Source organism: Spirochaetota bacterium (assembly GCA_017999915.1).
Taxonomy (GTDB): domain Bacteria; phylum Spirochaetota; class UBA4802; order UBA4802; family UBA5550; genus RBG-16-49-21.
Genome location: JAGNKX010000005.1, coordinates 193,426 through 220,213, shown reverse-complemented (window position 1 = coordinate 220,213; position 26,788 = coordinate 193,426). Strand labels below are relative to the sequence as shown.

The 26,788-nt window shown below is 57.0% G+C and carries 21 protein-coding genes; 10 read left to right on the top strand and 11 right to left on the bottom strand.

Annotated elements, in window-relative coordinates:
- Positions 1-79: 79 nt before the first annotated feature.
- The 6 genes from KA369_09600 to lysA all read right to left on the bottom strand — a co-directional run bounded on the left by KA369_09600 (position 80) and on the right by lysA (position 6,759).
- The gene (locus tag KA369_09600) at positions 80-1,246 is read right to left on the bottom strand and encodes a hypothetical protein (protein MBP7736213.1); all 1,167 of its coding nucleotides are present in this window, start codon (positions 1,244-1,246) and stop codon (positions 80-82) included.
- A 12-nt stretch (positions 1,247-1,258) separates the two neighbouring features.
- Positions 1,259-1,954 carry a TetR/AcrR family transcriptional regulator gene (locus KA369_09595; protein MBP7736212.1) on the bottom strand — a complete coding sequence of 232 codons (696 nt, stop codon included), beginning with the start codon at positions 1,952-1,954 and terminating at the stop codon, positions 1,259-1,261.
- A 213-nt stretch (positions 1,955-2,167) separates the two neighbouring features.
- Positions 2,168-3,667 (bottom strand): amidase, encoded by a 1,500-nt coding sequence (locus tag KA369_09590; protein MBP7736211.1) that lies wholly within the window; start codon positions 3,665-3,667, stop codon positions 2,168-2,170.
- 261 nt (positions 3,668-3,928) lie between these two features.
- Positions 3,929-4,552 (bottom strand): carbonic anhydrase, encoded by a 624-nt coding sequence (locus KA369_09585; GenBank protein ID MBP7736210.1) that lies wholly within the window; start codon positions 4,550-4,552, stop codon positions 3,929-3,931.
- 189 nt (positions 4,553-4,741) lie between these two features.
- Positions 4,742-5,254, bottom strand: coding sequence for a signal peptidase II (gene lspA / locus KA369_09580; GenBank protein ID MBP7736209.1), 513 nt, complete (start codon positions 5,252-5,254; stop codon positions 4,742-4,744).
- 236 nt (positions 5,255-5,490) lie between these two features.
- Positions 5,491-6,759: a diaminopimelate decarboxylase gene (gene lysA / locus KA369_09575; protein MBP7736208.1), complete on the bottom strand. Its 1,269-nt coding sequence runs from the start codon at positions 6,757-6,759 to the stop codon at positions 5,491-5,493.
- Positions 6,760-7,287: 528 nt separating this feature from the next.
- Here lysA and KA369_09570 point away from each other — a divergent pair.
- Together KA369_09570 and KA369_09565 are read left to right on the top strand one after the other, a co-directional pair.
- Positions 7,288-7,866, top strand: a complete 579-nt coding sequence (locus KA369_09570) for a nitroreductase family protein (protein MBP7736207.1) — start codon at positions 7,288-7,290, stop codon at positions 7,864-7,866.
- Between the two features lie 2 nt (positions 7,867-7,868).
- A complete protein-coding gene (locus KA369_09565; protein MBP7736206.1) occupies positions 7,869-8,084 on the top strand; it encodes an AbrB/MazE/SpoVT family DNA-binding domain-containing protein in 216 nt (71 codons plus the stop codon).
- A gap of 48 nt (positions 8,085-8,132) precedes the next feature.
- Here KA369_09565 and KA369_09560 read toward each other — a convergent pair whose 3' ends face one another.
- The gene (locus KA369_09560) at positions 8,133-12,542 is read right to left on the bottom strand and encodes a DEAD/DEAH box helicase (GenBank protein ID MBP7736205.1); all 4,410 of its coding nucleotides are present in this window, start codon (positions 12,540-12,542) and stop codon (positions 8,133-8,135) included.
- Positions 12,543-13,018: 476 nt separating this feature from the next.
- On the opposite strand from KA369_09560, the gene KA369_09555 reads away from it, so the two are divergent.
- From KA369_09555 to KA369_09540, 4 genes are all read left to right on the top strand, one after another.
- Positions 13,019-14,479, top strand: coding sequence for an MBOAT family protein (locus KA369_09555; protein ID MBP7736204.1), 1,461 nt, complete (start codon positions 13,019-13,021; stop codon positions 14,477-14,479).
- Positions 14,480-14,484: 5 nt separating this feature from the next.
- On the top strand, positions 14,485-15,549 hold the full coding sequence (locus KA369_09550; GenBank protein MBP7736203.1) for a hypothetical protein: 1,065 nt from the start codon (positions 14,485-14,487) through the stop codon (positions 15,547-15,549).
- A 66-nt stretch (positions 15,550-15,615) separates the two neighbouring features.
- Positions 15,616-16,332: a CPBP family intramembrane metalloprotease gene (locus tag KA369_09545; GenBank protein MBP7736202.1), complete on the top strand. Its 717-nt coding sequence runs from the start codon at positions 15,616-15,618 to the stop codon at positions 16,330-16,332.
- A 21-nt stretch (positions 16,333-16,353) separates the two neighbouring features.
- Positions 16,354-17,073, top strand: coding sequence for an MBL fold metallo-hydrolase (locus tag KA369_09540; GenBank protein MBP7736201.1), 720 nt, complete (start codon positions 16,354-16,356; stop codon positions 17,071-17,073).
- 69 nt (positions 17,074-17,142) lie between these two features.
- Here KA369_09540 and KA369_09535 read toward each other — a convergent pair whose 3' ends face one another.
- Positions 17,143-18,630 carry a PQQ-like beta-propeller repeat protein gene (locus tag KA369_09535; protein MBP7736200.1) on the bottom strand — a complete coding sequence of 496 codons (1,488 nt, stop codon included), beginning with the start codon at positions 18,628-18,630 and terminating at the stop codon, positions 17,143-17,145.
- Between the two features lie 354 nt (positions 18,631-18,984).
- Here KA369_09535 and larA point away from each other — a divergent pair, with 354 nt between their 5' ends.
- Both larA and KA369_09525 read left to right on the top strand, forming a co-directional pair.
- Positions 18,985-20,328, top strand: coding sequence for a nickel-dependent lactate racemase (larA, locus tag KA369_09530; GenBank protein ID MBP7736199.1), 1,344 nt, complete (start codon positions 18,985-18,987; stop codon positions 20,326-20,328).
- A gap of 70 nt (positions 20,329-20,398) precedes the next feature.
- Positions 20,399-20,806 (top strand): hemerythrin family protein, encoded by a 408-nt coding sequence (locus tag KA369_09525; GenBank protein MBP7736198.1) that lies wholly within the window; start codon positions 20,399-20,401, stop codon positions 20,804-20,806.
- A 113-nt stretch (positions 20,807-20,919) separates the two neighbouring features.
- On the opposite strand, the gene KA369_09520 is transcribed toward KA369_09525, so the two are convergent.
- Genes KA369_09520 through KA369_09510 form a run of 3 tightly spaced genes read right to left on the bottom strand, consistent with a single transcriptional unit; the run spans position 20,920 to position 23,849 of the window.
- The gene (locus tag KA369_09520) at positions 20,920-21,444 is read right to left on the bottom strand and encodes a gamma carbonic anhydrase family protein (GenBank protein MBP7736197.1); all 525 of its coding nucleotides are present in this window, start codon (positions 21,442-21,444) and stop codon (positions 20,920-20,922) included.
- 17 nt (positions 21,445-21,461) lie between these two features.
- Positions 21,462-22,325, bottom strand: a complete 864-nt coding sequence (locus KA369_09515; GenBank protein MBP7736196.1) for a diaminopimelate epimerase — start codon at positions 22,323-22,325, stop codon at positions 21,462-21,464.
- A gap of 45 nt (positions 22,326-22,370) precedes the next feature.
- A complete protein-coding gene (locus tag KA369_09510) occupies positions 22,371-23,849 on the bottom strand; it encodes a hypothetical protein (GenBank protein MBP7736195.1) in 1,479 nt (492 codons plus the stop codon).
- A 331-nt stretch (positions 23,850-24,180) separates the two neighbouring features.
- Here KA369_09510 and KA369_09505 point away from each other — a divergent pair, with 331 nt between their 5' ends.
- Both KA369_09505 and KA369_09500 read left to right on the top strand, forming a co-directional pair.
- Positions 24,181-25,638 (top strand): MBOAT family protein, encoded by a 1,458-nt coding sequence (locus tag KA369_09505; protein MBP7736194.1) that lies wholly within the window; start codon positions 24,181-24,183, stop codon positions 25,636-25,638.
- Between the two features lie 38 nt (positions 25,639-25,676).
- Entirely contained in the window at positions 25,677-26,783 is a 1,107-nt protein-coding gene (locus KA369_09500; GenBank protein ID MBP7736193.1) for a hypothetical protein, read from the top strand.
- Positions 26,784-26,788 lie beyond the last annotated feature (5 nt).

Here is a 26,788-nt window from a genome sequence, read left to right as displayed (position 1 = left end):
GATATGATGTACTCTTTCGCGCAATCGATGCACGGCCCCGTGTTCGCGTGATTAGGCATTGATGCAACAGGAGCTGCCCTTACCTCGGGGTCGTTATGATCAAATGGTTCAATTTGTGCACATCGGAATAGCCGAACCGGAAATCAAGCTGCCGTGCCGGCTGTGATTTGAAGAGATTGCGAAGCTCGGCCGCGCCGCTTCCACCCTCGTTTTCCAGGAAGGCCCCGGAAAAAGATCCGTAGGTGGTCTGCTTGAAGCCGGCTGCCGAAGCGTGCTTCGGCAGGATGCCGGTTGAATCTGACACGCAATAGGCCATATGCTTGAGCAGGTAGTCGCGTATGGAAGAAAAATTAAGGAACCACAGGAGATAGCTCGCTCCTTTTACCATTACGGAAATCCTGCCTTTCTTTTCCAGGTGCTTCCGCAGCGGAGAGTCCTGGAAGTGGCCGTTGTCCAGGTTGAAGGCGATATGGCGGTGTATGATGGTGCGTCCGCCGCCCTTTTTCCGGAAGGCCAGCTCCATGTTGCGGAAGGCCACGGAAAAGTCCGTGTCGATCCAGGTTCCCTTGAGTCGCTGCCCCTTCGATTGTTCCATGGCGGCTATCTCCTCGGCGGAGAGATAATGAAGGGACCCGTCGTTTTCGATGCGGAAATATTTCAGCGACATCGGCTCATAGCCGAGAATGGCCAGCGCGGTCAGGGAAAAGGCGAGCTGGTTGGGGATGGCGCCCCGGTCCAGGTTGCGCACGCTTTCGTTGGAGCTGTCATTCGTGAGGAGCATGTAACCCACGTTGGAACGGTACATGTTTAATGCCTGGACAAGCTGCCCCGGCGAGGCTTTCATCAGGCGCCGCGGGTCCCCGGCGCTCTCCAGGGAGATGGTCGTTATCTCCGAGGCGCCCGGGTATACCACCAGCGCCGGCAGGAGGTCGCCGCCGCCGAAGGGAACGACTATGGTGCCCGGCACGCCCGAAGGGACAGTCTGGGAAAAGAAGGGCCCTGCCTTCTTGATGAAGTTGGCGCGATAGCTCGTTACGTTCTGCTCCATCCGCGAGCAGTGCGTGTTGACCGTCGCAGCGCTGATGCTGGACGGGATTTCCCCGGCCCCGCACGCGGCCACCCGGTATATGGCTTTTGCGTCCTTGACAAAATCATTTCCCGCACCCACGGCCCGGGACGCGGTGAGAGGGAACGAGATGATTGCCGCGACGGCCAGGATGATTCGCAGGTGATGGTTTATTGTCATGGTAATGGTTCCTTATTTGGGAGACTTCTTTCTGCGCGCGTTGCCTTCAGCCGTGTCGGGAACGATAATTTCCCTCAATCGCGGCAGGAAGATGAAGCCGAGGGTGTTCTTGACCCATTCACGATATTCCTTGCCGCCGGCTTCCATGCCCTGGATCTGTGCAATGCAGGTACTGGATCCGAGGAAGGAAATGGCCAGGAAGTTGAAGCTGTTCATTAACATGCTGATTTCCGATTCCGGTCCCGCGGGCGAGATCTTTTCAACGAAGATCTTGCGTATCCGGTCGATGAGCTCGGGGAACCGCTGATACCCGGGAATGAGGGATATGTTGTCGGCCTGGGTCAGGTTCATCGCCAGGATCCTTATCGTCTCCGGATTGACGGTGTTATAATCGATCATCAGGTCGATGTGCCTCATGAAGCCTTCCGCGATACTCCGGGCCCTGGATACCTCGTCGAGCCATTCCGCCGTGCGTTGAGCAAAACTCTCGCACAGGTCCTCGACTATGGTTTCGAAGAGCACCGCCTTGTTGGGGAAGTAATAGTTGATCAGCGGGTGTTCTATCTGCGCCTCTTTGCCTATCATGCGCATGCTGGCCGTGTGGTAAGGGTGCTCGGAGAATACCTTCCGGGCAGCCCGCATAATTTTTTCCTTTGTGCGGATGCTTTTCTTGTCTTTTGCCGCCGTTTGCGTCACTTGAGTGTTCATGATGAATTTATTCACTAGCACTATTTTTTTGTCAAGTAAAGCATTGTAGCCGTGTATTAATAATGATCCCGTCCCCGGGGCCGGGATGGTGTTCGGGACCGGGGCGATAAGCCGCCCGGGAGCCGGCCATCGATACCGATAGTTATCGGTGAATGGATGTTAAGATATTGATGGTGGAATTTGTTTCCCGATAGTTATCGGTACAACCGATAACTATCGGGCCATGGGCGGCCGCTTATCGAACCAGGGCCGGGCCTTTTCCAGCTGGGCAGCCAGGCGGAAGAGCGTGGCCTCGTCGCCGAAGGGCGCGATGAACTGCACTCCCACCGGCAGGCCGTCCGGGGTCCAGTGGAGCGGCACAGACATGGCGGGCTGGCCTGTCAGGTTGGCCAGCTGTGTGAAGGGCGTTTTCTCCAGGTTCAGAAGGGCGATGGCTTCGGCCATGCCGCTTTTCTTTAAGATGCCTCCCAGTTTCAGGGTGTTGATTATTCTCATGCCTGCCCGGTCAAAGGCCTTCGGCTTCAGGTCGTCCACGCCGAAGGGAGGGTATGCGATCGTCGGGGTCAGGTAGAGGTCGAACCGCTCATGGAAGAGCCCCATCTCGTGGGCGAAGACGTCCCATTGCCTGATGGCCATGACGAAATCCTCCGCTGAGTATAATCTGCCTAGGATTCCCAGTATCCACGTGGTGATCTCGAAATCGCCGGAGCGCGGTTTTCTTCCCAGGGCCTTTTCGCTGGCAGTGATGTCCGCCGCGGTTTCGCCGTAGTACATGGTGATATATGAACGGGCCAGGGCCATACCGTCAATAGCGGGTTTCGCCTCTTCCACGTGATGTCCCAGTTTTTCAAGGAGAGCCGCCGCATCGGTAACGGCCTTGACGCATTCGGGATGTACGTTGCCGCCCTCAAGGGGCGAATTAACGTTGAAGGCTATTTTCAATTTCCCCGGCTTGGTCTGGATTTCCTTCATATAAGGACGCTCGGGCGGCCCTATGACGCATCGGGACCCTGCACGGGCGCCGTTGGTGAAATCGAGCGCGGCGGCGCTGTCCCGCACTGAACGAGTAATAACATGCTCGACTGTGGCGCCCTGCCATCCCTCGCCGCTGCCCGGACCGACGGGGTTGCGGCCCCGTGTCGGCTTGAGACCGAAAATGCCGCAGCAGGACGAGGGGATCCTGATGGAGCCGCCGCCGTCGCCTCCCGCGGCGAGGGGCACCATGCCCGACGCCACCGCCGCGGCGGATCCGCCGCTGGAGCCGCCGGTGATGCGCTCCCTGTTCCAGGGATTGCGGGAGTGGCCGAAGAGCTCCGGATCGGTTATGCCCTTCAGGCCCAGCTCCGGGGTATTGGTCTTCCCCGCTATGACGAAACCCGCGCTCTTGAAGCGGCGCACCAGCTCCGTGTCGTAATCGGGCACGAAGTTGCGGTAGGCGCGGGAGCCGCACGATGTGGGAACGCCGGCGTAGCAGGCGATGAGGTCTTTAAGAAGGAAGGGAACTCCCCTGAAGGGACCGTTGGGGAGGGGGCCCTGGGCCGTTTTTCGCGCTATGTCGAACATGGGGTGGATGACCGCGTTGACAGCGGGATTGAGCTTCTCGATTCGGGAAATCGCTTCCTCGCATAATTCCTTCGGCGATACCTTTTTCTTTTTCACCAGATCGGCAAGGCCGAGACCGTCGTATTTGTCGTATTCCTTGAATCCGCCCATGGGAGCCTCCATGAATATCAGGATAGATCGCCGATATACATATGATCAGAATAACAAGTATTCTACACCAAAGCCAATACGATCCGTCAACAAGTATTATAAATTGTAAATGATCGACGGTTTTAGCACAGATTCGATTCCGGTGATTGTAACGCGTTCACGGGGCGGTGATGGAGGGCGGATCGGGAGAATACGCGGAAACCCGTCGCGATCCCATGCAGGCGGCGGATCGGGGGTTTCCGCGCTTCTGTAACAATCGGCTTACAGCTTAAGGTTCGCTTTCCGATATCCTTCGGCGAGGTTGGTGTTCACGTGCACCACGCCGTCGTTGAGGGTGCGGAACGCGTAATCCTCCGTGATCTTTTTCTGTAGACGGTCGGCATCGGCCTGGCTGGAGCAGACCGATCCGGTGGGAACGTAATTTCCCGACCTGATGGTCACGCCCACGAGGACGCAGTTCGGCTCGATCACGCAGCCGTCCTCCACCTTTGACTTGAAGACAAGGCTTTTCATGCCGATGAAGCAGTTATTGCCGATGGCCGCGGGGCCGTGGACCTGCACCTGGTGGGCCAGGGAAACCCGGTTGCCGATATAGACCGCGTATTTCTTCCCGTTGACTTCGACGAGGTTTTTTTCCACCACATGGCCCTCATGGAAGGTCTCCAATGCGTGGATGATGACGCCGTCCTGGACGTTGCTGTCGTCGCCGACATGGAGGGGTTGTCCTTCGTCGCCGCGGACGGAGGCGAAGGGGGAGACGAACACCCTCTTGCCGATGATCACGTTGCCGATGACCACCCCCAGGGGATGGACGTACGCGGTCGGATCGATCTGCGGCATATGCTCTTCGGGTGAAAATTCAGTTTTGACATTTTTATGAATCATAGGTTCCTCCAGGGAGTTGTTGTTGCCTGTCCATGTGCAACACAAACAATCGACGGCCCGATGACGCATATTGCAAGAAAAATTTATAGCGAAAAAAATTAAAATCCGCGGTTGCATGATGCCGGGCGCCAGCCGCTCATTGTGGGCCCGGGCGGCGCAATCGATGGTCCCGGCGGCTGCCCTGGACCGTCATGAGGGGATGATCCCGCCCGCCGTTTTGTTTTTATCCTTCATGGCCATGGCCAGGATGATGGCGGTGCCCCCCATGATGGAGAGGTCCGCGAAGTTGAAAATGCCGGACCGTACCATGCCGATGCCGATGTTCATGAAATCGATGACATATTCATTGGCCAGGCGGTCCACAATGTTGCTCAGTCCGCCGCCAATGATGCAGCTGAGGCCGAGGATGTGCAGGCCCGAGAGATCCGCGGCGGCGATGATGTACAGGGTCATCAGGACAAGGGCGATCAGTGGGATGATGGAGAGGAAAAAGAGCCGGAATGTTTTTGAGAGTGACGAGAACATGCTCAGGAACCCGCCCTTGTTCTCGGCGTACTGCAGCACGAAGAGATTGTCTATGACCTGGATGGTCATCTCCCGGGGCAGGTGCTTCTTCGCCAGGTACTTGGTCGACTGGTCGCAGCCGATGTTGATGGATATGATGGCGGCGATCACCAGGAAGCGCAGTAAGTGTTTTTTCATGGGAATCCCTCATTTTATGTGGATGAATTATAAATAAGATAATTCTGATGCATTATTGTTACTGGCAGCAATCAAAAATATTATTCAGGTATAGCATATGCGAAAAAAGTGTTTCTCGCAGAGTCATAGAGTCGCGGAGAAGAATAAAAAATAATCAAGTTTTATGTATTTAAAAAAAGCCAAACATAAAATACTCTGCGTCTCAGGGCCTCAGCGAGAAAAATTCTTTGTTGAACCTACCCCGGGTAATGCCTCGCCAGGTCTTCGAGGGTGTCCCGGGACCTGATCAGCACATCGTCGCCGCCTGCGGTGATGAGCACTTCCGCGGGCCGGAGCCGGCAGTTGTAGTTCGACGCCATAACCATGCCGTAGGCCCCGGCGTCCAGGATCCCGAGAATGTCGCCTTCCATCAGCGGCGGCAGCATCCGGTCCTTGGCGATGATGTCCCCGGTCTCGCAGATGTTACCCACGACCGTCACCTGGGCCATGGGGGCGCTCTCCCTCGGGGTGTCAGAGTAAACCTCGATGTCGTGGTGGGCGTCGTACATGGCCCGCCGGATAAGGACGTTGAAGCCGATGTCCGTGCCCGCGTAGCTCCGACCGCCGTTGACCTTCAGGGCGTGGACCGTGCCGAGAAGCAGGCCGCATTCGGCCACGGTGTAGCGCCCCGGCTCGATCTTGATTGTTATCCGCCTCCCGGTTTTTTCCACCCATTCCTCCACGGCTTTTTGAAGTCGTTTCCCGACATGGGAGAGGTCAAGCCTCTTCTCGCCGTTCTCCTTGTGGTAGGGGATGCCGAAGCCGCCGCCGAAATCGAGAAATTCGATCTCGGGGAAATCCTCCGCGAAGGAGAAAAGGAACCGCGCCGCCTCGATATATTCGTCGCCGGTCATGAACAGGGACCCGATGTGCTGGTTCAGTCCCGCGAGGCGCAGGTCGTGGCGCCCGAGGGCGGCGCGGAGCTCGCCGGCGAAGCGTGGGTCCACGCCGAACTTTGTGTTCGTCCCCGCGGTGACGACCTTTTCATGGTGGCCCGCGCCGATGCCGGGGTTTATCCGCACCGCGACCCGGCCGCCCCGGTTCAGCCGTCCGAGACGCTCCAGCTGCGAAATCGAATCCACGCTCACCAGGATGCCGGCGTCGACGGCGTAGCGGATCTCCTCGTCGGACACGTTGTTGCAGATAAAGAGAATGTCCTCCGGCCTGAACCCGGCTTTCAGCTCAAGGAATATCTCGCCGGGCGACATGGCGTCGACGTACAGGCCTTCCTCGCGGATGATCTTGAGGATGGCTGGGTTGGTATTGGCCTTGGCGGAGTAGTTCACGGCGAAGGCCGGGTAGTCGATGAGCCGCTTCATCTCCCTGCAGCGGCTCCGCAGCATGTTCTCGTTGTACACGTACAGGGGGCTTCCATATTTTTCAACCAGCGAAAGAGGCGTCGCCCTGCCGAAGAAGTCCTGTTCCCGTGTCCAGATCTCGTGGATGTAAGCAAAATCGTTATTCATCTCGGTCCTGCCGGATAATACGTTATTTCTCCGTTGTTTGCGGTTATACCATGGATGGTGGTGGAGATTATATCATGGCAGATAACATGACAAGTAGAAAAAACTTAATCTTGTCATTGCGAGTAAACAAAAAAGATTGTTCTCGCGGAGACGCAGAGCCGCGGAGAACTTTGATACACTACTTTTCCTGATTTGTTATTTCGAACCCTTCGACAAGCTCAGGACAGGCCCCGCTTCGCGGGGTGAGAAATCTTGAATTTAATATAGACTGTTATGATTTCTCCTCATCCCGGAATACCGGGATTCGTTGAAATGACAGTTTTACCACTCTGCGCCTCGGCGTCTCTGCGAGAGACATTCCCTGTATCTGAAAATAAAAATATTCCTTCCACGGGAGGGATTCTCATTAATTTCAATGAATACAAGAAAAACATTTTAATTTTACCGCATCTTTGCTATATTTTAATACAAGATCACGTCGCTTTGCCTGCGATGACAGGATAAATTTACACCGCTAAGGAGGTCGCCATGGACGTGCAAGAAGCCATTCAAAAACGCCGGGCCTACCGGGCCCTGGGGCCTGTTGAAATAACCGATGATATCATCAGGGAGATGGCCACGGCCGCTCAGCTCATGCCCTCCTGTTTCAACAACCAGCCGTGGCGCTTTGTCTTTGCCCGGTCAAAGGAGGCCCTGGCGAAGATGCACGGATGCATGAACAAGGGAAACGAGTGGACCTTCAAGGCATCGGCCATTGTCGCGGCCTTCGCGAAAAGGGAAAACGACTGTCTCATCAAGGAGAGGGAGTTCTATCTCTTCGACCTGGGCCAGGCCGTGTCGGCCATGGTCCTCCGCGCCACGGAGCTCGGCCTGGTGGCCCATCCCATCGCCGGTTTCGACCCCGGGAAGGTGAGGCAGGCCCTCGGCATCCCCGATGAGTACATGGTCCTCACGCTGGTCATCGTGGGAAAAAAATCGGACGATACAAGCTCCCTCACGGAGTGGCAGCTGGGCCAGGAGCCGCAGCGGCCGCCCCGTCTTCCCCTGGATACGATCTGCGCCGTCGACGCGTTCAATGAGAAAATGAACGCAAAGGTGGAGCGATAAAAATGAAAATTATGGAACGCGGACGGATAACAATCCCCAAGAAAATAAGGGATAAGTATGGGCTGAAGCCCGATACTGAGGTTGACATTTTTCCAGTCGAGGAGGGCATCCTTATCGTCAAGAGTATCTTGCAGAAAAGCCCGTTCAATGAAGTATATGGAATATTGAAAAAAAAGCGTGACAGCGATGGCCTTGTCGATAAGATGAGGGGCGGATAATAGAAGCGAATTAAACAGGAATTCGTCGGTGACAATTTTGCGATAAGCTTAGTACGTCTTCCATAACGTCAGGGCCTTGTAGCTTGGCCTGAACCCGAATTCCTTCAACACGCCGCAGTATTCGCTGTCAATGGCTGGAAGGCCGTTGATCTTCTCCACGTTAAGAGGATTCACAGGATTGAATCCGCGGGTAAGGATTGCCTTGTATATGCCAAGGGCCTCCTGGAGCCGCGGATGGTCCGGCGGTATATGGATGCGGAGGTCCTTGCCGCTTTTTTGGAGTTCCATCACGATGCGTTTCCCAATGCACACGATATGGTTGAACACGGCCCGCCGAGGCATTGTGCCCTTCAGGCCCTCGATGGCGATGCCGCAGAGTGAGGCAGGGTCCCGGGCGTTCAGCCAGTAGAGAAGGTCTTCGTCGAGGCCCTCCCGGAGAATCCGGAAGGCCTCGGGAGAGATGAACTGCGCCCCCGGAATTCCCTCGAAAAAATATCCGCTCATGATCTCGCCTGAGAGCTCCATGAGGCGGAGCACCGGGAACATCTTTTTCCACCGCATGGCCGGGGCCTCGCTCTCCAGGAGCTCGCGGAAGAGGACGCCGTAGCGGTCGAAGAGGGACCGGGCGCGGTCCCGGTCCGTTTCCTGGCGGTCGATCCCGTCGAGCTCCGCCTGCTCCGTGTCCAGCATCCTCCAGCTTTCCTGTACCGGTCTGGTCGCCGCCCATCTGCTCATGCCCGCGCGGCGTCCCGGTACGCGCAGGGGTTGGACATTCTCCAGGCCGGCCGGCACGAAGTCGTTCTGGATTCCCTTGCGCAAGGCTTCCATTGAGTCGTTGACGACCGTTCCCTTCCAGGCGAGCTCCCAGAGGACCCGGGCCGCTTCCCCGGTATTCGCCGACATGTGGCCCGCTATGTCGAAAAGATTGTAGCGGCCTCGCCGGTCCGGGAATATCCGCAATGCCCGCTCGATCTCTTTCCGGCCCGGCTCGATGAAGAGCCGCGCCTCGTCCTCAAGGACAAAGGTGACCGTTTTTTTCCCGGCGCCGACCCATTTCAGCGGGGTGGTATGGAGCAGGGAGTCGAGCCATTCCGTCCGGTAATCCCTCATCCGCGCCGGCAGGATCGCTTCCTCCCAGAGGTGCGCCGGCGCCGGGTAACCGAAGAGCTTCTCCATCCGCTTCTGCATATCTTCCATGGTCTCGCCCGGCCGCGCAGCGCCCTGGTGGGACGCCAGGAAGAGCTGCAGGTATTCCGGACCGAGGGCTTTAAAGGATGGCTGGCGGTCCTGACGCGCCATCCTGAGAAGGCGCTCCAGGTTGTCGGTATAGCAGACTTCCTCCGAGTCGCTCCCTTCAATGATCGCGTCGACTATGATGCGCCGCTCCTCCGCGAGGCGCTCCAGGAGGTCCTCCAGGTCGCCTCCCCGTATGCCGAGGGATTCCGTTATCCGCTCCCGCCTGAGGGGCCCGTAGTAGGAGAGCCACTGGGCCAGGAAGTCAGCCCTGTCCATTTCGCTTTCAACGGCTGAGGTGCCGGCCCCAGGGGATATGGCGCCGCCGTCATCGGCCATGCCGAAGAGGCTGCGGATGAGGGGGACGTTCTCAAGGGCCGCCCGGTGGGTGACGGTGCTTCCCGGAAGTATAATAGTAGAGATTTTTTCTGATATTGCAGGCGGGAGCTCCGCAGGGAAATCGGGAGAATCCCGCCGGCACGCCGCCGCCAGCCTGTCCCACTCGTCAAGGGGAATGAGGAGACGCTCCTTGAGCCAATCCAGGAGCTCCGCCGGACTCGACGGCGCGTACCCGGCCCTGAGGCGCTGGAGCCTGCTCTCCAGGTCGGCCGCGAGGCGCGCCGGTATCCGGGGCCGGAGCCGCGACGAGTGAAGGACCTCGTCCAGTATCGCCTGGCTCAGGTTCGACTGACCGCGGCCCTCCGGGGCGTCGTCCTGGTACATGTACTTGTTGGTCTGACGCCAGATGAGGCTGCCGCAGAAGGGGGAAGGCGCGCTGTTGGTCGTCTCCGTGAACTCGATCCGTCCAGCGGCCGCCTCGTCGAGGAGGATTTTAAGGCTCTCCAGGTCGAAGTCGTCCTGGAGGCATTCCCGCCATGTCTCGAGGAGGATGGGGAAGTCCGGATAGGCCATGACCGTCTCCAGGAGCTTCCGCGACCTGAGCCTGTTCAGCCAGAGGGGATACCTCTTCTTAAATGTGGCCCGCGGAAGGAGGAGGGCCCGGGCCGCGTTTATCCTGAACCGCGCGCCGAAGAAGCCGGAGCTTTCCATGCGCTTCCTCAGCAGCTCCTCCAGGTTTTCCGCCGTGACCAGGCTCAGCGCCTCCCTGATTGAAACATCGCCGGTGAGTATGAGAAGGATATTGGCGTCGCTGACGAATATCTCCAGGGGCGTGTGATAGCGCTCCTCCCAGGCGGCGGCCAGGGCCATGGCATAGGGGCGGTTCACGCGGCCGCCCCAGAAGGTGTGAAGGACCGTTTCCGTGCTGTCCGATGCGCCGCTCCCGTCGTGGTAATGCTCGATCACGACGCGGCCCCGGTGGGGCAGCTTCCCGCCGGAGGCCGCTTTCTGGCGCTGGAGAAAATCCGCCAGGGAAGCGGCCGCGTTTTCGTCCATAGAATATACGTGCCGGAGGCGGTCAATGAAGCCTTCGGGGTCGCCAAGGCCCTCGTCCGCCTCTTTCAGGAAGGACAGGATCTTTTCGGAGTAGTAGAAGTCGCGGTCCCGCTCCTCGGCCTTCCAGAAGGGGAGCATTCCCGCCGTTCCCCGGAGGGGGACCACCTCCACGTCGTTGTGCGTTATGTTCTGGATGCGCCAGCCCTGGGTTCCCAGGGTGAAGGTGTCGCCGATCTTCCGCTCCCACACGAACTCCTCGTCGAGCTCGCCGATCTTCGAGCCCGCGCCCTGGACGCGCATGTCGTAATAGCCCCGGTCCGGGATGGTGCCGCCGGAGGTGTATATGATATAGGCCGCGCCGGCGCGGGCGGCGACCGTGTTGTCGAGGCGGTCGATGGAGACGCGTTGGGACAGCTCCTTCAGCCTGCTGTCGGCGTATCTTCCGGCGAGCATCTCCAGGACGAGGCCGTACTGATTCCGCGAAAGGTTATGATAGGGATGGCAGGTTTTCAGAAAATTATACAGGTCGTCGATGTTCCATGTCTCGGCCGCGGTCATCGACACGATGACCTGCGCCAGGATATCCAGGGGGCATTCTACCGGCCGCACCGGCTCTATCCCGCGCTCGTCGACGCACCGGGCCATGACCGCGGCCGTGAGGAGGTCCATGCCGTGGGTGGGGAAGATCCTCCCCGCGCTCCTTTCGCCCACGCCGTGGCCGGCCCGTCCGAGGCGCTGGAGGCATGAGGATATGGAGAAGGGCGTCTGCACCAGGATGACCTCGTCGAGGTCGCCGATATCGATGCCGAGCTCCAGTGAGCTCGTCGCCACGATGGCCTTCAGCTCGCCCCGCTTCATCCGCTCCTCCACCTCGAGGCGTATCTCGCGGGCGATGGACCCGTGATGCGAATAGGCGATGATCTCCCCTTCGTCCTCGTTCAGGTAGCGCGCCATCTTTTCCGCCACCCTGCGGCTGTTGGCGAAGAAAAGCGTCGACCGGTTGCCCCTGATCGTTTCCTTCATGCGGCGCGAAAGGACCTGCCACCAGGTGTCATCCTCGCCGTCGTCCCCGGGCCGCTCCGGGTATTCGATGGAGAGCGCGTAGGACTTCGTGTCCTCGGCGCGGAGTATCGTGACAGGGCGCTTCTCGTAGCGGGGGCCGGTCGCTCCGGATACCAGCCGGAAGCCGCCGATGAAATCAGCCACGGTCTCCAGGGGGCGCACCGTGGCCGAAAGAGCTATGCGCTGGAACTCTCCGCTTATGAGGGTAAGGCGCTCCACCGCGGTCATGAGGTGGGTGCCCCGCTTCGTGCCTGCCAGGGCGTGGATCTCGTCCAGTATGACCGTCGTGATCCCCCGGAAGAGAGCCCTGCCGCTGCCGCTGGTGACCATGATGTTCAGGCTTTCCGGCGTGGTAATGAGGATCTCCGGCGGGTGCCGGTACAGGAGGCGCCGCTCCTCCGGGGGCGTGTCGCCGCTCCGTGTCATCACCCCGATGGGCGGAAGGACCGCGCCGTTTTTCCCGAAGTGCTCCCTGAGGCCTTCCAGCGGGATCGTCAGGTTTTTCCTGATGTCGTTGTTGAGGGCCTTGTGGGGAGAGATGTAGAGCACGCGCGGCGCTCCGCCCTGCCAGGCTCCTGCCGCAAGCTGGTTCAGGGCCCAGAGAAAGGCGGCCAGTGTCTTGCCGCTTCCCGTGGGAGCGGTGGCGAGGACATGGGACCCGGCGGCGATCTCCGTCCACGCCTGAGTCTGGATCCCCGTCGGCTCACCCAGTGTCTCCCTGAACCAGCGGGCCACCAGGGGATGGAACAACTCCAGAGCATTATCCATGGTTATCATCACCTCGTCAGCTTCCATTATAAAGAGTATAACGGATAAGACTATCCTGTGTTAATAAAAAAAAGAGATCAAGGCAAGAATATTTTAATCTCATAAGAAATGATGGGTGCAGTATCTTTTTTGGGGTATGGAGCCATCCCGGCGAGGTCGCTCACGGGCATCCATGCCCTCCGCGACACTCCTGCCATCCTAGCAGTAGCAGCGACATGGATGTCGCCGATTCCGCCGAGTCAACATGGTGCGCTGGCCAGGAGGGCCGAGTGCAGAGCCGCGACAGGATGTCGCATTTGGCTCTGCTTATACGAGGCGGACGAGCGGGATGGCCCATGCCCCCTAATTTATGACTGCTACCAGAACTGATATCCATCCAAAATAAATATTTTACTTGCCTTATTAATGCGCAAAATGTAGATGTACCAACCATGTTTTTTAAAGGCTCATCATTTTAAGAATTCAATAGTATTGCAATGTTCGGTTATTTCGAGTACATATTCCTCTTCCTGCCGCCGGTTATCGCGGTGTATTTTATTATTAATCGCAGCGGATATACCGATGCGGGCAGGATATTTCTTCTTGGGGCGAGCCTCTGCTTTTACGGACTCTGGAACGTCATCTACCTGCCGCTACTCCTGCTCTCCATCGTGGCGAACTTTTACATAGCCAGGGCAATGACGAACCCGGCCGGCTTCCTTATCAGGATCCCGAAAAAGGCCATCGTTGCCGTGGGAATATGCCTCAACGTGGGGCTCCTCGGCTACCTGAAGTACAGCGATTTTCTCATCCAGAACGTGAATATGGTCCTCGGGTCGGGCATCGGCCTCCTGAAGATCGCCGTGCCATTGGGCATCAGCTATTACACCCTGTCCCAGGTGGCCTTCCTGGTGGACACCTACCGCGGAAGGATCGGCAAAAACCCATTCATTCCCTACGCCCTCTTCGTTTCGTTCTTCCCGAAGGTCAGCCAGGGACCCATCGCGCTCCAGTTCGAGATGGTGCCGCAGTTCATGGACCGGGAGAAATCGAGGTTCAATCCCGAGAATTTCGCCCGGGGTCTCTTCCTGATAGCCCTGGGATTCTTCAAGAAGCTGGTCCTGGCCGACAACCTCGGCGTGTGGGCCACCCAGGGCTTCGACGTCGCGCCGGTGCTTCCCCTGCTGGAGGCCTGGTTTACGGCCCTTTCCTTCTGTTTCCAGATCTATTTCGACTTCAGCGGCTATACCGACATTGCCATCGGCGCGGGGCTCCTGTTCAATATTCGCGTGCCGGACAACTTTCTCTCGCCCTACAAGTCCCTGAGCTTCCAGGAACTGTGGCGGCGGTGGCACATCACCCTGGGAAGGTTTCTCAGGGAGTATATCTACATCCCCCTGGGCGGAAACCGCAATGGCGAGTTCCGGACCTATGTTAACCTCGTGATAACCTTCATCATCAGCGGTTTCTGGCACGGCCCCACCTGGAACTATGTCCTCTGGGGGGCGCTCAACGGACTGGGCCTCATAATACACCGCGCCTGGAGAAAGACCGGCCTGGGCATGCACTGGTTCCTGGCCTGGTTCCTTACCTTCATGTACTGGAACTTCACGGCCATCATGTGGCGGGCCACCTCGGTCAAGGCCGCGCTGAAGGTCCTGGGCGGCATGATCGGCCTCGACGGAGTGATACTGCCGGCGTCATTCGAGAAATGCGGGTTCCTGAGGTCGCTGGGAATCCAGTTCGGGCCGTGGCTGGGGCAGCTCGGCGACAAGCAATACTATTACATATTCCTGATCATAGCGTCCGGAACGATCATTTTCTTTACGAAGAATTCCATCGAGCTGTCGGAGCGGCTCAAGCCGAACCTGAAATGGGCCCTGTACACGGCGCTGCTCTTCGGGATCAGCATCATCCACCTGACCCAGGTGAGCCAATTCATTTACGCGAACTTTTGAGGACCATGAAGACACCCTATACGAAATGGATCATACTGACGCTGCTCCTCTCCCTCGTGATACCGGGCATCGTGGCCGGCATTAACGGCTTCATGGACCCGCTCTGGTACTGCAACACCTCCCACCGGTTCAACCAGAAGCAGGAGGACTTCAACGAGCGCCAGCAGAAGACGAACTACATAACCTACCACGACTTCGACTACGACGGCATCATCGTGGGCAGCAGCACGAGCACCAACCTGGACCAGCACTCATTCAGGGGGATCAGGGTGTACAATTACGCCATCAACGCGCTGCAGCCCCTGGAATTCAAACCCTATATCGCCTACGCGAGGAAGCGAAACGGCAAACCCTTTAAATACATCTTTATCGGGTTCGATTTCCTCCTGGCCAGCACCCTCGGCCCGCCTCCCTTCGACCCGGAAAAGATCTTCGAGGACACTAACAGCCCCCTGTACCGGGTCAAGACGCTGATCAGCCTGGACACCCTCAAGTTCTCCAGGAAGAATTTCATCAATGCCGGCAGCAACCGCCACGTGTACTACGACCGGAACAATGTCAAGCGCACGACCCAACTGAACCCGGAGGAGGCGAAAGCCAACATCGCGGCGCTGCTGCAGCACGCCCTCAATTCGCCCTTTCCCTATTCGTTCAACAATTACAAGTACAACGAGAGCTATAGATCAATTCTGCAGTCGATCCGCGACGACAACCCCGGCGCCGTCATCGTCTCCTTCACCACGCCGGTCATACAGCAGCTCCTCGTGGAGATCGTCCGCCACAACCTGCTGGACGAATACGAGCGGTGGATCAGGGAGGTCGTCGAGGTCAATGGCGAGTGCTATCATTTCATGTTCCCCAACACCCTCTCGAGGGACGAGCTGAAGTACTTCAACGATCCGAACCACTACTACCCCTTCGTGGCGGACATGATGATCGACGCCATGTACAACAAAAAGGCCGAGGGGGACACCGATATCTGCATGCGCATCACCAGGAAGAACCTTGAGGAGAAGATCCTCCTTCTCCGGAGGCTCATGCTGGAGGCGGCGGCCGCCGCGAAGAAGTGATCCGGCAGCGGCCGTTGACGGCGTTACGGTAAGCTTCGGGCCCTATTATGTAAAGGAGATCGCCCTATGCCGGAATACCGGGTCAGCGTCATGAAGGGAATGTATATTTTCCTGGCCTTCATGGTTTATTTTTTTCTGCTCCTTTTGACATTACTGCCTTTTTTAAAATACACTTTTTCCATCAATCCCGCCCTGTACTGGTTCATCACGGGATATGCCCTGTTTGTCCCGCTGTTTGTCTGCGCCGTCGCATTGGTAAGACTCGAAGGGAACTCCGCTCCGAAAGAGATAGTGAAGGCTTTGCATCTCAAATCCTTTTCAAAAAAAGACTGGGCCTATTCGATCGCGGGTCTTCTGCTGGTTTTCATTTTCACCGGAATGATCTTCGGCGTATCCGCCCTGTTGAATAAATATTTCGGCCTGCGGCCGTTATCAACAATGCCATGGTTCATGGAATTTAAACCGTTCCAGGGAGCTGAAAAGCTGCTGCTGCTGGCCTGGCTGCCAATGTTCTTCTTTAATATAGCAGGGGAAGAGCTGCTGTGGCGCGGATACATACAGGCGAGACTTTCCGGAAATCATACCTGGGCCCTCTGTTCGCTCCTGTGGCTGGTCTTCCACCTTCCCTTCGGACTGGACCTGATGATCATGGTCGTCCCTGCTATCATCATTATCCCCTATGTGTTTCACAAGACGCGGAACAGCCTCACCGGCATCTTCATCCATGGATTGTATAACGGGCCGGTCTTCGTGCTCCTTTCGCTGGGACTGATGAAGCAATAGGCGCGGATGGCGGCGGGGAAAATGAACAGGTGGCAGACCGGGAAGGGAACGACAATCCGCCGCGTCATCGGCGGGCGGAGCAATGTCTTTTTAATATCGAAAAACGGCCGCTTTATACTGGTCGATACGGGCACGGCGCATAATCTCCAGCGCCTCGAAAAGCGGCTTTATGCCCTTTCAGTCACGGCCGAAAATCTGTCGGCGCTGATACTGACCCATGTTCACTTTGACCATGTCGGGAATGCCGCCAGGATCAGGGAGAAATACGGGGTGAAGATCATCGTCCATGAGAGGGAGGCGGCCCTGCTGGAATCGGGAAGGAACGCGCCCCTTGACGGGGCTTTTCCTGTGACGCGATGGCTCTACAGGCTTGCCCATGGCGAAAGCATATTGAATGGAATGACCTTCAACCCATTGCGATGGGACATCGCCGTTCAGGGCCGCTGCGATCTGGGCGAATTCGGCTTTGACGCTTGCATTCTGCCCACGCCGGGCCATACGGTTGGCTCACAGAGTGTGATAGTGGATGATGAGATCGCCATAGTGGGGGACGCCCTTTTCGGCGTGTTCCCCGGCTCGGTCTACCCCCCCTGGGCTGCCGATGCGGATCTGATGATTAAAAGCTGGAAGATTCTGCTCGACACAGGGTGCCGATTGTTCCATCCCTCCCATGGCAGGCCCAGGGACAGGGAAACGCTGCTGGGGCAGTATAAGAAGCATTCTGCGCGATTGAAGAAATGAAATGGTTATGACAAGAAACCCCTCATAAAAGAGGGGTTTCTTGCCGTGCAATTGCAGTAAATTACTTATTTACTGGTATTTCACCAGGACGCTGTTCAGCTCAAGCGCCGCGGTGCCATTAACGGATTGAGTTCCGAATGTATAGGTGCCTGTATCGGATATCTGCCCGCCGGCAAAGAGGCCCATGGGTCCGCTGACAACGCCATAGAAATATGATTTTGCTGATCCGGCTGATATTGATTTTGCCCAGAGGGCATTGCCGCTGGTATCGTATTTCACCAGGACAGGATTGTCCTCGATCGTTGTGCCGGTAACGGATTTGGTGCCGAACGTGAAGGCCGTGGTGCCCATAATTTGTCTGGCCGCATAGACGCCATCGCTACCAGCGAAAACGGAATTGATGATTGAGTTGCTCGATCCGGCCGCCACCGATTTTGCCCAGACCGCGTCGCCGCTCGTATTGTATTTTACGAGCACCGCATTAAAACCTGAAAATGTTCCATTCACAGATTGAGTGCCGAAGGTGTAGGTCCCGGTATTGTTGATGTATCCAGCAGCATATATCCCGTCACTTCCCACGGAAACCGAATTTAGGTACGAGTCGTTCGAACCTGCCGAAACCGATTTTGCCCAGAGGGCATTGCCGCTGGTGTCGTATTTCACCAGCACCGTGTTAAAGGAGCTGTAGGTGCCTAAGACAGATTGACTGTCGAATGAAAAAGCAACGGTGCCCCTTATAAATCCGGCCGCATAGATTCCGTCGCTTCCTGCTGAAACGGCGTTGAAACCTGAACGATTAGGACCGGTAGTAACTGATTTTGCCCAGATCGCGTTGCCATTCGTATCATATTTTACAATAACCGCGTTTTTATGTGCAGCCCATTTGCCGGTTACCGATTGATCGCCGAATTTATATTCAGTGTTTCCCCAAATCGTACCTGCAGCATAGATGCCATCGCTTCCTATTGTGACAGAATTGAACTCGGAGCTGTTTAAACCTGCCGAGACCGATTTTGCCCAGATCGCGTTGCCATTCGTATCATATTTTACAATAACCACATTGCTGCCGGAATACATCCCGGCTACGTTTACAGTGCCGAATTTGTAGTTGGTGGTAGATTGAATAATCCCTACTGCATAGATGCCGTCGCTTCCTGCTTTGACACAGTTAAATAAGGATTCTTGGTCCGATGCCGGTCCATCGGAGATCGATTTAGCCCAGATCGCGTTGCCGGCTGTGTCATATTTGACCAGTACCGGATTATAGCTGTTGCTGCTTATACCGGTCACATTTTGAGTTCCGAAAGTGTAGGTCGAGTTACTGTTAATAATCCCCGCCGCATAAATGCCGTCGCTTCCAATCGAAACGGATTTTATCCCTGATTCGGATGTTCCCGCCGATACGGATCTGGCCCAGACCGCGTCGCCGGTAAAGTTTGGCTGTAAAAATAAAAGAAGCGAAAGTAGCTTGTTCTTGTCGTCTTTTTTATTGGTGTCGCAGTTCAAGAAAAGAGCGGTGAGCAGCAATGATACAATAAGAGTAATACTTTTCTTCATTGAATCCCCCTGTATATTATTTTTATATAGTGGATACCGGTGATGCCTTGTATCTATGGAAATTTTCTTGAAAATATCAGTTTAAGTCAATCTCTTTTGAGAAATGATGAAGAAGTGAAATCTATATATTTTTCAAAGAAAGTATAGTTTTTGCCGGGTGATTATTTTTTGCGTCGCACTATGCACCGTTCGTCCTCATCCCCTTGACGGAGCCGCCCTGTTTTTGAGTGCCCCGATAAAATGCTTGCAAATTTCCTCAAAATGCCTTTAATAAACAAAGAGGCGTCTGCGGAAGTATTTTTCGCCGCAAAGAGATTCAAAGACATATCCCATTCCCGTCCTGCGAGGTGTTTTATGGAAATAACAATGCCCTGGGGCTCCGGTTCACTATCATTGGATCTTCCGGACACGTGGAACGTCATCATGCCCGGGCGAGGGCAGGGCGGCGGCAGGATAAAAGGGGACGAGCTTTCCCTGGTTAAGGAGTCGCTGCGGAAGCCCGTAGGCGCGAAGCCGCTGGCCGCGCGAAAGCTCAGGGGCAAGAAGATCGTTATCATCGTCGACGACAATACCCGGCCCACGCCGACCCACAAGTTTTTCCACCTGGTCCTCGATTCCCTGAAGAAGGCCGGCGCCTCCCTGAAGGGCGTCACGGTCATTCCCGCCCTGGGGGTCCATACCGCCATGACCGAACAGGAGATGGCGGCGAAGGTCGGCCCGAAAAACCTGAAGCTGGTCCGGTGGGAGAACCATAACGCCTTCGACCTGAAGGCCTGCCACTACTTCGGCACCACGACCCGCAAGACCCCGGTCTATCTCAATAAAAATCTTAAAGATGCGGACCTCGTTGTGCTCATCGGCCTGGTGGAGCCGCACCTCTGGGCCGGCTTCGGCGGCGGCATGAAGAACATCCTTCCCGGCGTGGCCTACGCCGAGACCATCGGCCTGCACCACGAGATCATCGCGGAGCCGCCGTACCGCTTCAACCGCGTCGCCATGATGCCGGAGGAGAACTCCTTCAGGCAGGACCTGGAGGAGGTCCGGTCCATGATCGGCGCCGATATCTTCTGCCTGAACGTGGTCGTCGAGCACGGCGGCCGCGTCATCGCCTCCTTCGCCGGGGATCCCATTGAGGCGCACCGGCGGTGCATAGATTACAACCGCCGTGAAAGCGGCCTCCGCGTCGAGCGGCAGGTGGACGGCATCATCGTCAATTCCTTCCCCATGGACATCAACTTCAAGCAGGGAATGAAATGCGTCGGGAATTCCCTCCCGGCCCTGAGGCCCGGCGGCGTCATCATGGGGTTCCTGAAGGCCGAGCGCGGCCTCGACGATATCAAGCCGCCGGATAAGCGGCTGCCCCTGCCGATGCTCAAGGCGCTTCTCCGCCTCCTGGGGCCGGCCCGGGTCCGCGGCTTCCTTGACAGGGTGAGGAAGGGCCTTCCGGTGGAGGATAAATTCCTGCTCTATTATTCAATGCAGCTGATGCGCCAGTATGATCTCTTCTTCTTCGTTCCGTCGCTGAGCGACGAGGAAGCAAAGGCCGTGAGCATGTTCGTGAAGTGCCAGGACCCGGCCGAGGTCGTCGGCCGCGCCATGAAAAAGCTCGGGAAAAACGCCACGGTGGCGGTGTTCCCCGAGGGCGGAGCGACATTCGCCATGGTGGGGGAAGGGCCTGGATCCATGCAGGGCCGATAATGACCCTGTTATGAAATTAGTTTGCGATTATTTGTTTATTGAAGATAAAGGATAAATAAGGAGTCCGGTTATGGCGGCGCTGGAATGGGATAAACGACTGGAAACCGGCATCGAGGAGATCGACAGCCAGCACCGGGAGCTTTTTAAAAGGATCGATGCCCTGGAGCTGTCGATTTACAGTAATAAGTCGAAAGTCGAGATGGTGATGATGCTTGAATACCTCGAATCATATGTCGAGAAGCATTTCGACGCGGAGGAAGGTCTTATGGTCCGCGCCGTCTACCCGGGCCTCGACATGCACCGCAGAGAACATGAGGTATTTCGCCGGAAATACGCGAAAATAATGAATGAATACAGGGCCAGGGGCGCTGATTCATACCTGGCGCTGGACGTGGACAAGGAGGTCCGGAAGTGGTGGGAAAACCATATCTTGAAATCGGACATGGTGTTCGTCCCCCATCTTAAGGACAAGAAATAGGGAGCGGCTCGAGCATCACCTGATGGAAATGGACGCGGCCTACGTGCCCTATTGCGGGGGATATCGTCCCGACTGACGGGATGGGGAGACGCGGTCATCGCGGCTAAAATCAGCTACTGGATCTTCTTCAGGTTCTTCTTGAAGTTCTTAAAATTCCGGATATAGTGCTCAGCCGCGTCGAGCATTTCGTCGATCTGCTCCGGCGTCACGGGACGCGCGACCTTCGCCGGCGCCCCCAGCACCACGGAGTTGTCCGGGATAACGCTCTTCTCCAGCACCAGGGCGCCGGCGCCCACCAGGCAGTTCTTTCCTATGACCGCCCCGTTCAGCACCACCGCGTTGATCCCGATGAGGGAGTTGTCGCCGACGGTGCAGCTGTGGAGCATGGCCTTGTGGGCCACGGTGACGCCCCGGCCGATCACCAGGTCGTTTTCACTGTCGCAGTGGAGCACGGCGCCGTCCTGGATATTCGAGCTCTCGCCGATAACTATCACGCCGTCATCGGCCCGCACCACGGCGTTGAACCAGACGCTGGCGTTGTTGCCGATGCGCACCGATCCGACCACCACGGCCGTTTCCGCGATGAAGCAGTCGTCTCCCTCGATGATTATCCTCCGGTCGCCCAGGTCGTATTTCATGGCCTCGTCATCCTGTCTCAGCTTTTATGAGCGCCGCGGTCCAGGAGCCTCCTGAATTCCGGCGTAAAATTTCCTTCGGACACGCTGGCCACGGGCCCCGTCATGGCAACCGACCAGTCGCCGCCTATCTCTATCGAAAGGGGCCCGCCCGGCATGAGCACCGTGACGCTGCCGTCAACCAGCCCGAGGCGGCGGCAGGCGCAGGCGGCCGCGCAGCTGCTGCTGCCCGACGCGAGGGTGTAGCCGGCGCCGCGCTCCCAGATCTCTATTCGCAGGGTCCGGCGGTCAATCACCTTCGCCAGCTGCATGTTGATGCGGTTGGGGAAGAGGGGATGACGCTCGATGAGTGGGCCGATGTCGCAGGCAAGGCCTTTGGATATGTCGTCCAGGGGAATCACGCAGTGGGGGTTTCCCACGGATACGCAGGTCATTCGGAATGTTCTTCCTTTTACTTCAATCGCCTCGTTGATCACCTCGCGGCGCGGCCCCGCCGCCGGGATTTTTTCGCTGTCAAAGGCGCAGGTACCCATGTTGACCCGGATGCCGTATGTTCCCGTATCCAGCACCCGCGCCGTGATGGGCCCGCCGAGGGTGTCGAAGGCGGCGGTGTCCCCCCTGATATGGCCGTGCTCATGGAGGTGGCGCGTGAAGATCCTCGCGCCGTTTCCGCTCTTTTCCGCCTCGCTGCCGTCGGGATTGAATATCCGCACGCTGATGGAACCGTTGTCAAAGAACGGGCCGTGGAGGATCCCGTCCGATCCGATGCCGAGATTGCGGTCGCAGATGAGGATGATATTTTCCGGCGTGAGGGACACATCGTTCCTGCCCGGGTCGATGACGATATAATCGTTGCCCAATCCGTGGTATTTATAGAAATCCATGATGATGGTCCCTTGATGAAAGTATATTCCCCGCGACGGTCACGGTCAATTATCTTTGGTGTCGTCTCTGGCAGTCTTGACGCCGTTCATGTCCTCCAGGGCACGCATGACGGTGTCATAGTCGTTCGCCGCGTTCCAGAAGAGGTAGCCCTTTGCGCCCGATTCATCGGTGGCCTTGATCTGCGTCTTGATATACTGGCTGTTGTAGTTGGAAACGCGCCACCGGAAGGCCTGGAGCCACGGCCGCACGATGGCATTCTTCCCGGCCAGGGCGATCACCTTCTGGCAGCCGCTGTATATGAAGTAATAGGGGTTGTCGCCGGGCCTGGCGTATCCGTCGAAATCGTCGTTGAAGTGCGATGGATAGAGCATGGGCGATATGATATCGCAGTGCCTGGCCAGGAGCTCGATCCGCTGGCCGGTGCTGTTGATGTCCACCGTCTTGCCCCAGGCCACGACGCCGAAAATGTCGATGGACAGGCGCGACTTGCGAGCGGCAATGGCGTCGTGGGCCCGCTTCAGGAAATGGGTGATGGCCTGCTCGCGGGACATTTTGCCGAAATCGTATTTGAAGGCGATGTCGCCCTGGTTGCCCGTGGTGGGGAAGCGGATGTAGTCGAACTGGATTTCGTCCACGCCCAGCTCCGCCAGCTCCACGGCCATGGCGATATTGTAATCCTGCACTTTCCTGTTGGTCGGGTCGCACCATTTCTCCTTGGCGCCGGGGCTCCACGCGCCGCCGCCGCGCGACTGTATCGCCAGGGAGCGGTCCTTTTTCCGGAGGAGGTGGTCGTGGAACACCGCCATGCGGGCCACGGTGTAGAAGCCGTTTTCCTTCAGGGTGCGGATGAATTTTTCTATGTTGTCGATGGAGCGCTTTTCATGGGTATCCAGGCGCTGGACTTCCGGTACCCTGCTATAGTAGCTCAGGTCGCCGCCGATGTCCTTGGCGTCGAAGACGATGGTGTTGATGCCAAGCTCCCTGAAGCGGTCGAGGTTGCCCAGGATCTTGTTGCCGCCCAGGCTGGTGCCGGTGAAATAGAGGCCCCGGGCCGCGATCAGGGGAGGCATGACCTGGTTCCTCGGGTCGTGGCGCAGGGCCGGCGCCGACCCGGGTATCACCAGGGCGGTCCCGGCCGGCACGTCGCTTCCCCGCAGGCCGTTATAATCGCGGATCGCCGAGGCTAGGCTGGAGGCGCGGTAGTAATCGGTGTAGCCCACGGCCCCGGAGGCGATGTCGCCCAGGTCCTCGTCCTCGCCGCCGGCCCGGTACATGAGGAGGCTCCCGCTGTGGATGAAGCCCTCCGGCAGGTCGCGGTAGGTCCTCACCTGGGGACGGTAGGAGCGGTGGTCGACGATGGTGTAGGTCGGGCTCGACGGCATCAGCGTCTCCGCCGCCTCTATGTAAAAGCCGAGGATGCAGTCGTGGAGGTAGCGGACCATGTCCCAGTGGGTTATGACGCCGGCCGCCACGGTGCACGCGGCCAGTATGGCTACAATGATCTTGTTCAGGTTCTTGTTCATCGGGGGCCCCGTTCGCGGTACATGACATAATATTCGTTGTCTATTATCAATGATTTTTTCTGGGGGAGGATAATTATGTGAAGCTTCCATGATCTATTTGACGCGATTTGCATTCTCCTGAAACCGCCCGATGTATAAATTATTGATTGACTAATATTCCCCTCGACATCCATTTTCGATGGCGGGAATCTTGTTTGTTCCGGTCCGATCGGGCCGGCATGAACGGTTCCGGATGCAACAATATGCCGCGTAAACAGGCTGGCCGATGGCCCGATGACACCCGTTATGCCTGGAAAGCGCCATCACGAAAGGAAAGGACCCTGGACGCCCTATGGCATTTAATTCCGTAGATTTTCTCTTCATTTTTCTTCCCATCGTACTGGCGCTCAACACCGTTATAAAAAAGGAGTGGCGCAATCCCCTGTTGCTCGCGGCAAGCCTTGTCTTCTACGCCCTGGGAGAGAAATACTATGTGATCCTGCTGGTCGCCTCGGCGCTGATGAATTACGGCTTCGCCCGCATGATCGGCCGTAACGGCGGAAAGCCGCGCCTGGCAAGACGGATAATCACCGTCGCGATCATCGTCAACGTGGGAATGCTGGCCTTTTTCAAGTACACGGCCTTCATCGTCGCCAATCTCAACGCGGTGCTGCCGCTGATCGAGGTTTCACCGATCCTGATCAAGCCCCTGCACATCCCCATAGGGATATCCTTTTTTACGTTCCAGACACTGTCGTACCTCGTCGATGTCTATCGCCGGGACTCCCGGGCCAATGACAACCCCCTGGAGACATCACTCTATATAACAATGTTTCCGCAGATCGTGTCCGGTCCCATTATGAGGTATGATGTTATCGCCGGGCAGCTTGCGCGGAGGCAGATCACCCTTGACGGATTCACACAGGGGATACGGCGCTTCATCATCGGACTCGGGAAAAAAATGATAATAGCCACGGCCCTGGGCAATGTGGCGAACCAGGTCTTCGCCATCGCCCCGGATCTTCTCTCCTGCGAGGTCGCGTGGCTGGGCGTCATATGCTACACGTTCCAGCTCTTCTTTGATTTTTCAGGGTATACGGACATGGCCATCGGGGTCGCCGGCATGCTCGGTTTCACCCTGACGGAGAATTTCAATTATCCCTATATCTCGCAGTCGATGCGCGAATTCTGGCGGCGATGGCATATCACCCTGTCCGCCTGGTTCAGGGATTATGTATACATTCCCCTGGGCGGGAACCGGCAGTCCAAAGCCAACACTTTCATGAACATCATGATCGTATTTATCCTTACCGGTTTGTGGCACGGCGCCAACTGGACGTTCATCGTGTGGGGCCTCTGGCACGGCCTATTCCAGCTCGTGGAGAGGACGCGCCTCGGAGATATCATCAATAGAAGCGCCAGGCCCCTGCGCCATGGCTATGCCCTTCTGGTTGTCATGATCGGGTGGGTCTTCTTCAGATCGGCGGACATCGGAGGCGCCTTCACGTACCTGAAATCCATGGCCGGCTTCAACGGCCTTCACAATGGCAGCTATTTCCCCGCCATGTACCTGACCGGCGAGGTCATATTCGCCCTGGCCGCGGCCCTGCTTTTTTCCACGCCCATCGCGCCGTGGTTAGAAAACAGGATCAGGGAGGGCATATCGCGCATCGGCAATTCCGCCCTCGGCGCCGTTGCGAAACACGGCTTCGCCATCGGCGGATTGGCGCTGCTGCTTTCGATTTTTCTTTATTCCGTCATGGCCATGGCGGGGGGGACCTACAGCCCCTTCATATACTCGCGGTTCTGACGGTGTTCGGTATGAAAGACCAGGGGAGATCCGGCATAATGAGCATACCAAGGATATACAAGACCATATTGTGCGCCGTTTTCTGTATCGGCCTGGTCATCCCCGTCGGCTTCATGCCGGTTGAGAAAGGGCTCGATTTCAAGGATTTCCGGAAAAACTTTCTGTTCCGCAAAGACCTGATGAAGCTGAACAGCCTGATGAAAATAACGATCTTCAACGCGTCGCCGGTGAACTACGTCGTACCCGGAAAAGAGGGATGGCTTTTCCTGAAACCCGAAGCGGTCATGACAACGGAGCGTTTCCATGGCCCGGAGTGCGAGATCGATGATCACAGGGGCATGGCCCCCCTGAGCGGCGCGCAGACGGAGAGGATCAGGGCCTATCTCTCGGAGGCGTCGTCGCTGCTGAAGTCGAAGAATATCCCGTTCTACGTGTTGATCACGCCCAACAAGTCGACGATCTATCCCGAATATCTGCCCGATTACGTAACGGTGGTGAATCCCTCCGGCAGGCGCGTCGAGCAGTTAAAGAGAATCTGCGCTGAAGCGGGGGGCATCCGGGTCGTCGATATCCGCCAGGCCGTTCTAAAAGAAAAAAAGCGGCGCCGGCTGTATCAGAAGGCCGACACCCACTGGAACTATTACGGCGCCTACAAGGGTTACCGCGAGTTGATGATGGCGATTCGCGAGCGTTTCCCGTCCGTGCGTCCCTTTGAGCTCGATGATTTTACGGTTAAGAGAATGGCATACGATGAAAAATCGGCGAACGGCGGCGACATCGCCAAGATCATAACCCTGTTCGATTATTATGAAAAAACCGTCGATGTGCTGACGCCGGCAAAACCAGCGCGCCGTGACACGGTTCCCTCGGATTATCGGGTATTCAATCCCTACCATAACCAGTATATGGAATTACGGCATTACCGGACCGGCCTCGGCGGTCCCTCCCTTCTGATCCTTCACGATTCCTTTTTCGATTATTTCACTTATATTTCATACAATTTCAAGGAAACCTATACGCTGTGGGATTACAGGGCCGATGAAGCGATAATCAACCGCTGCAAACCGGATATCGTCGTCATCCAGGTTTTGGAGCGCTTCATCTACCTGCTGGCGGAAACCGACCGCGGAAGGGCGGAACAATAACGGCG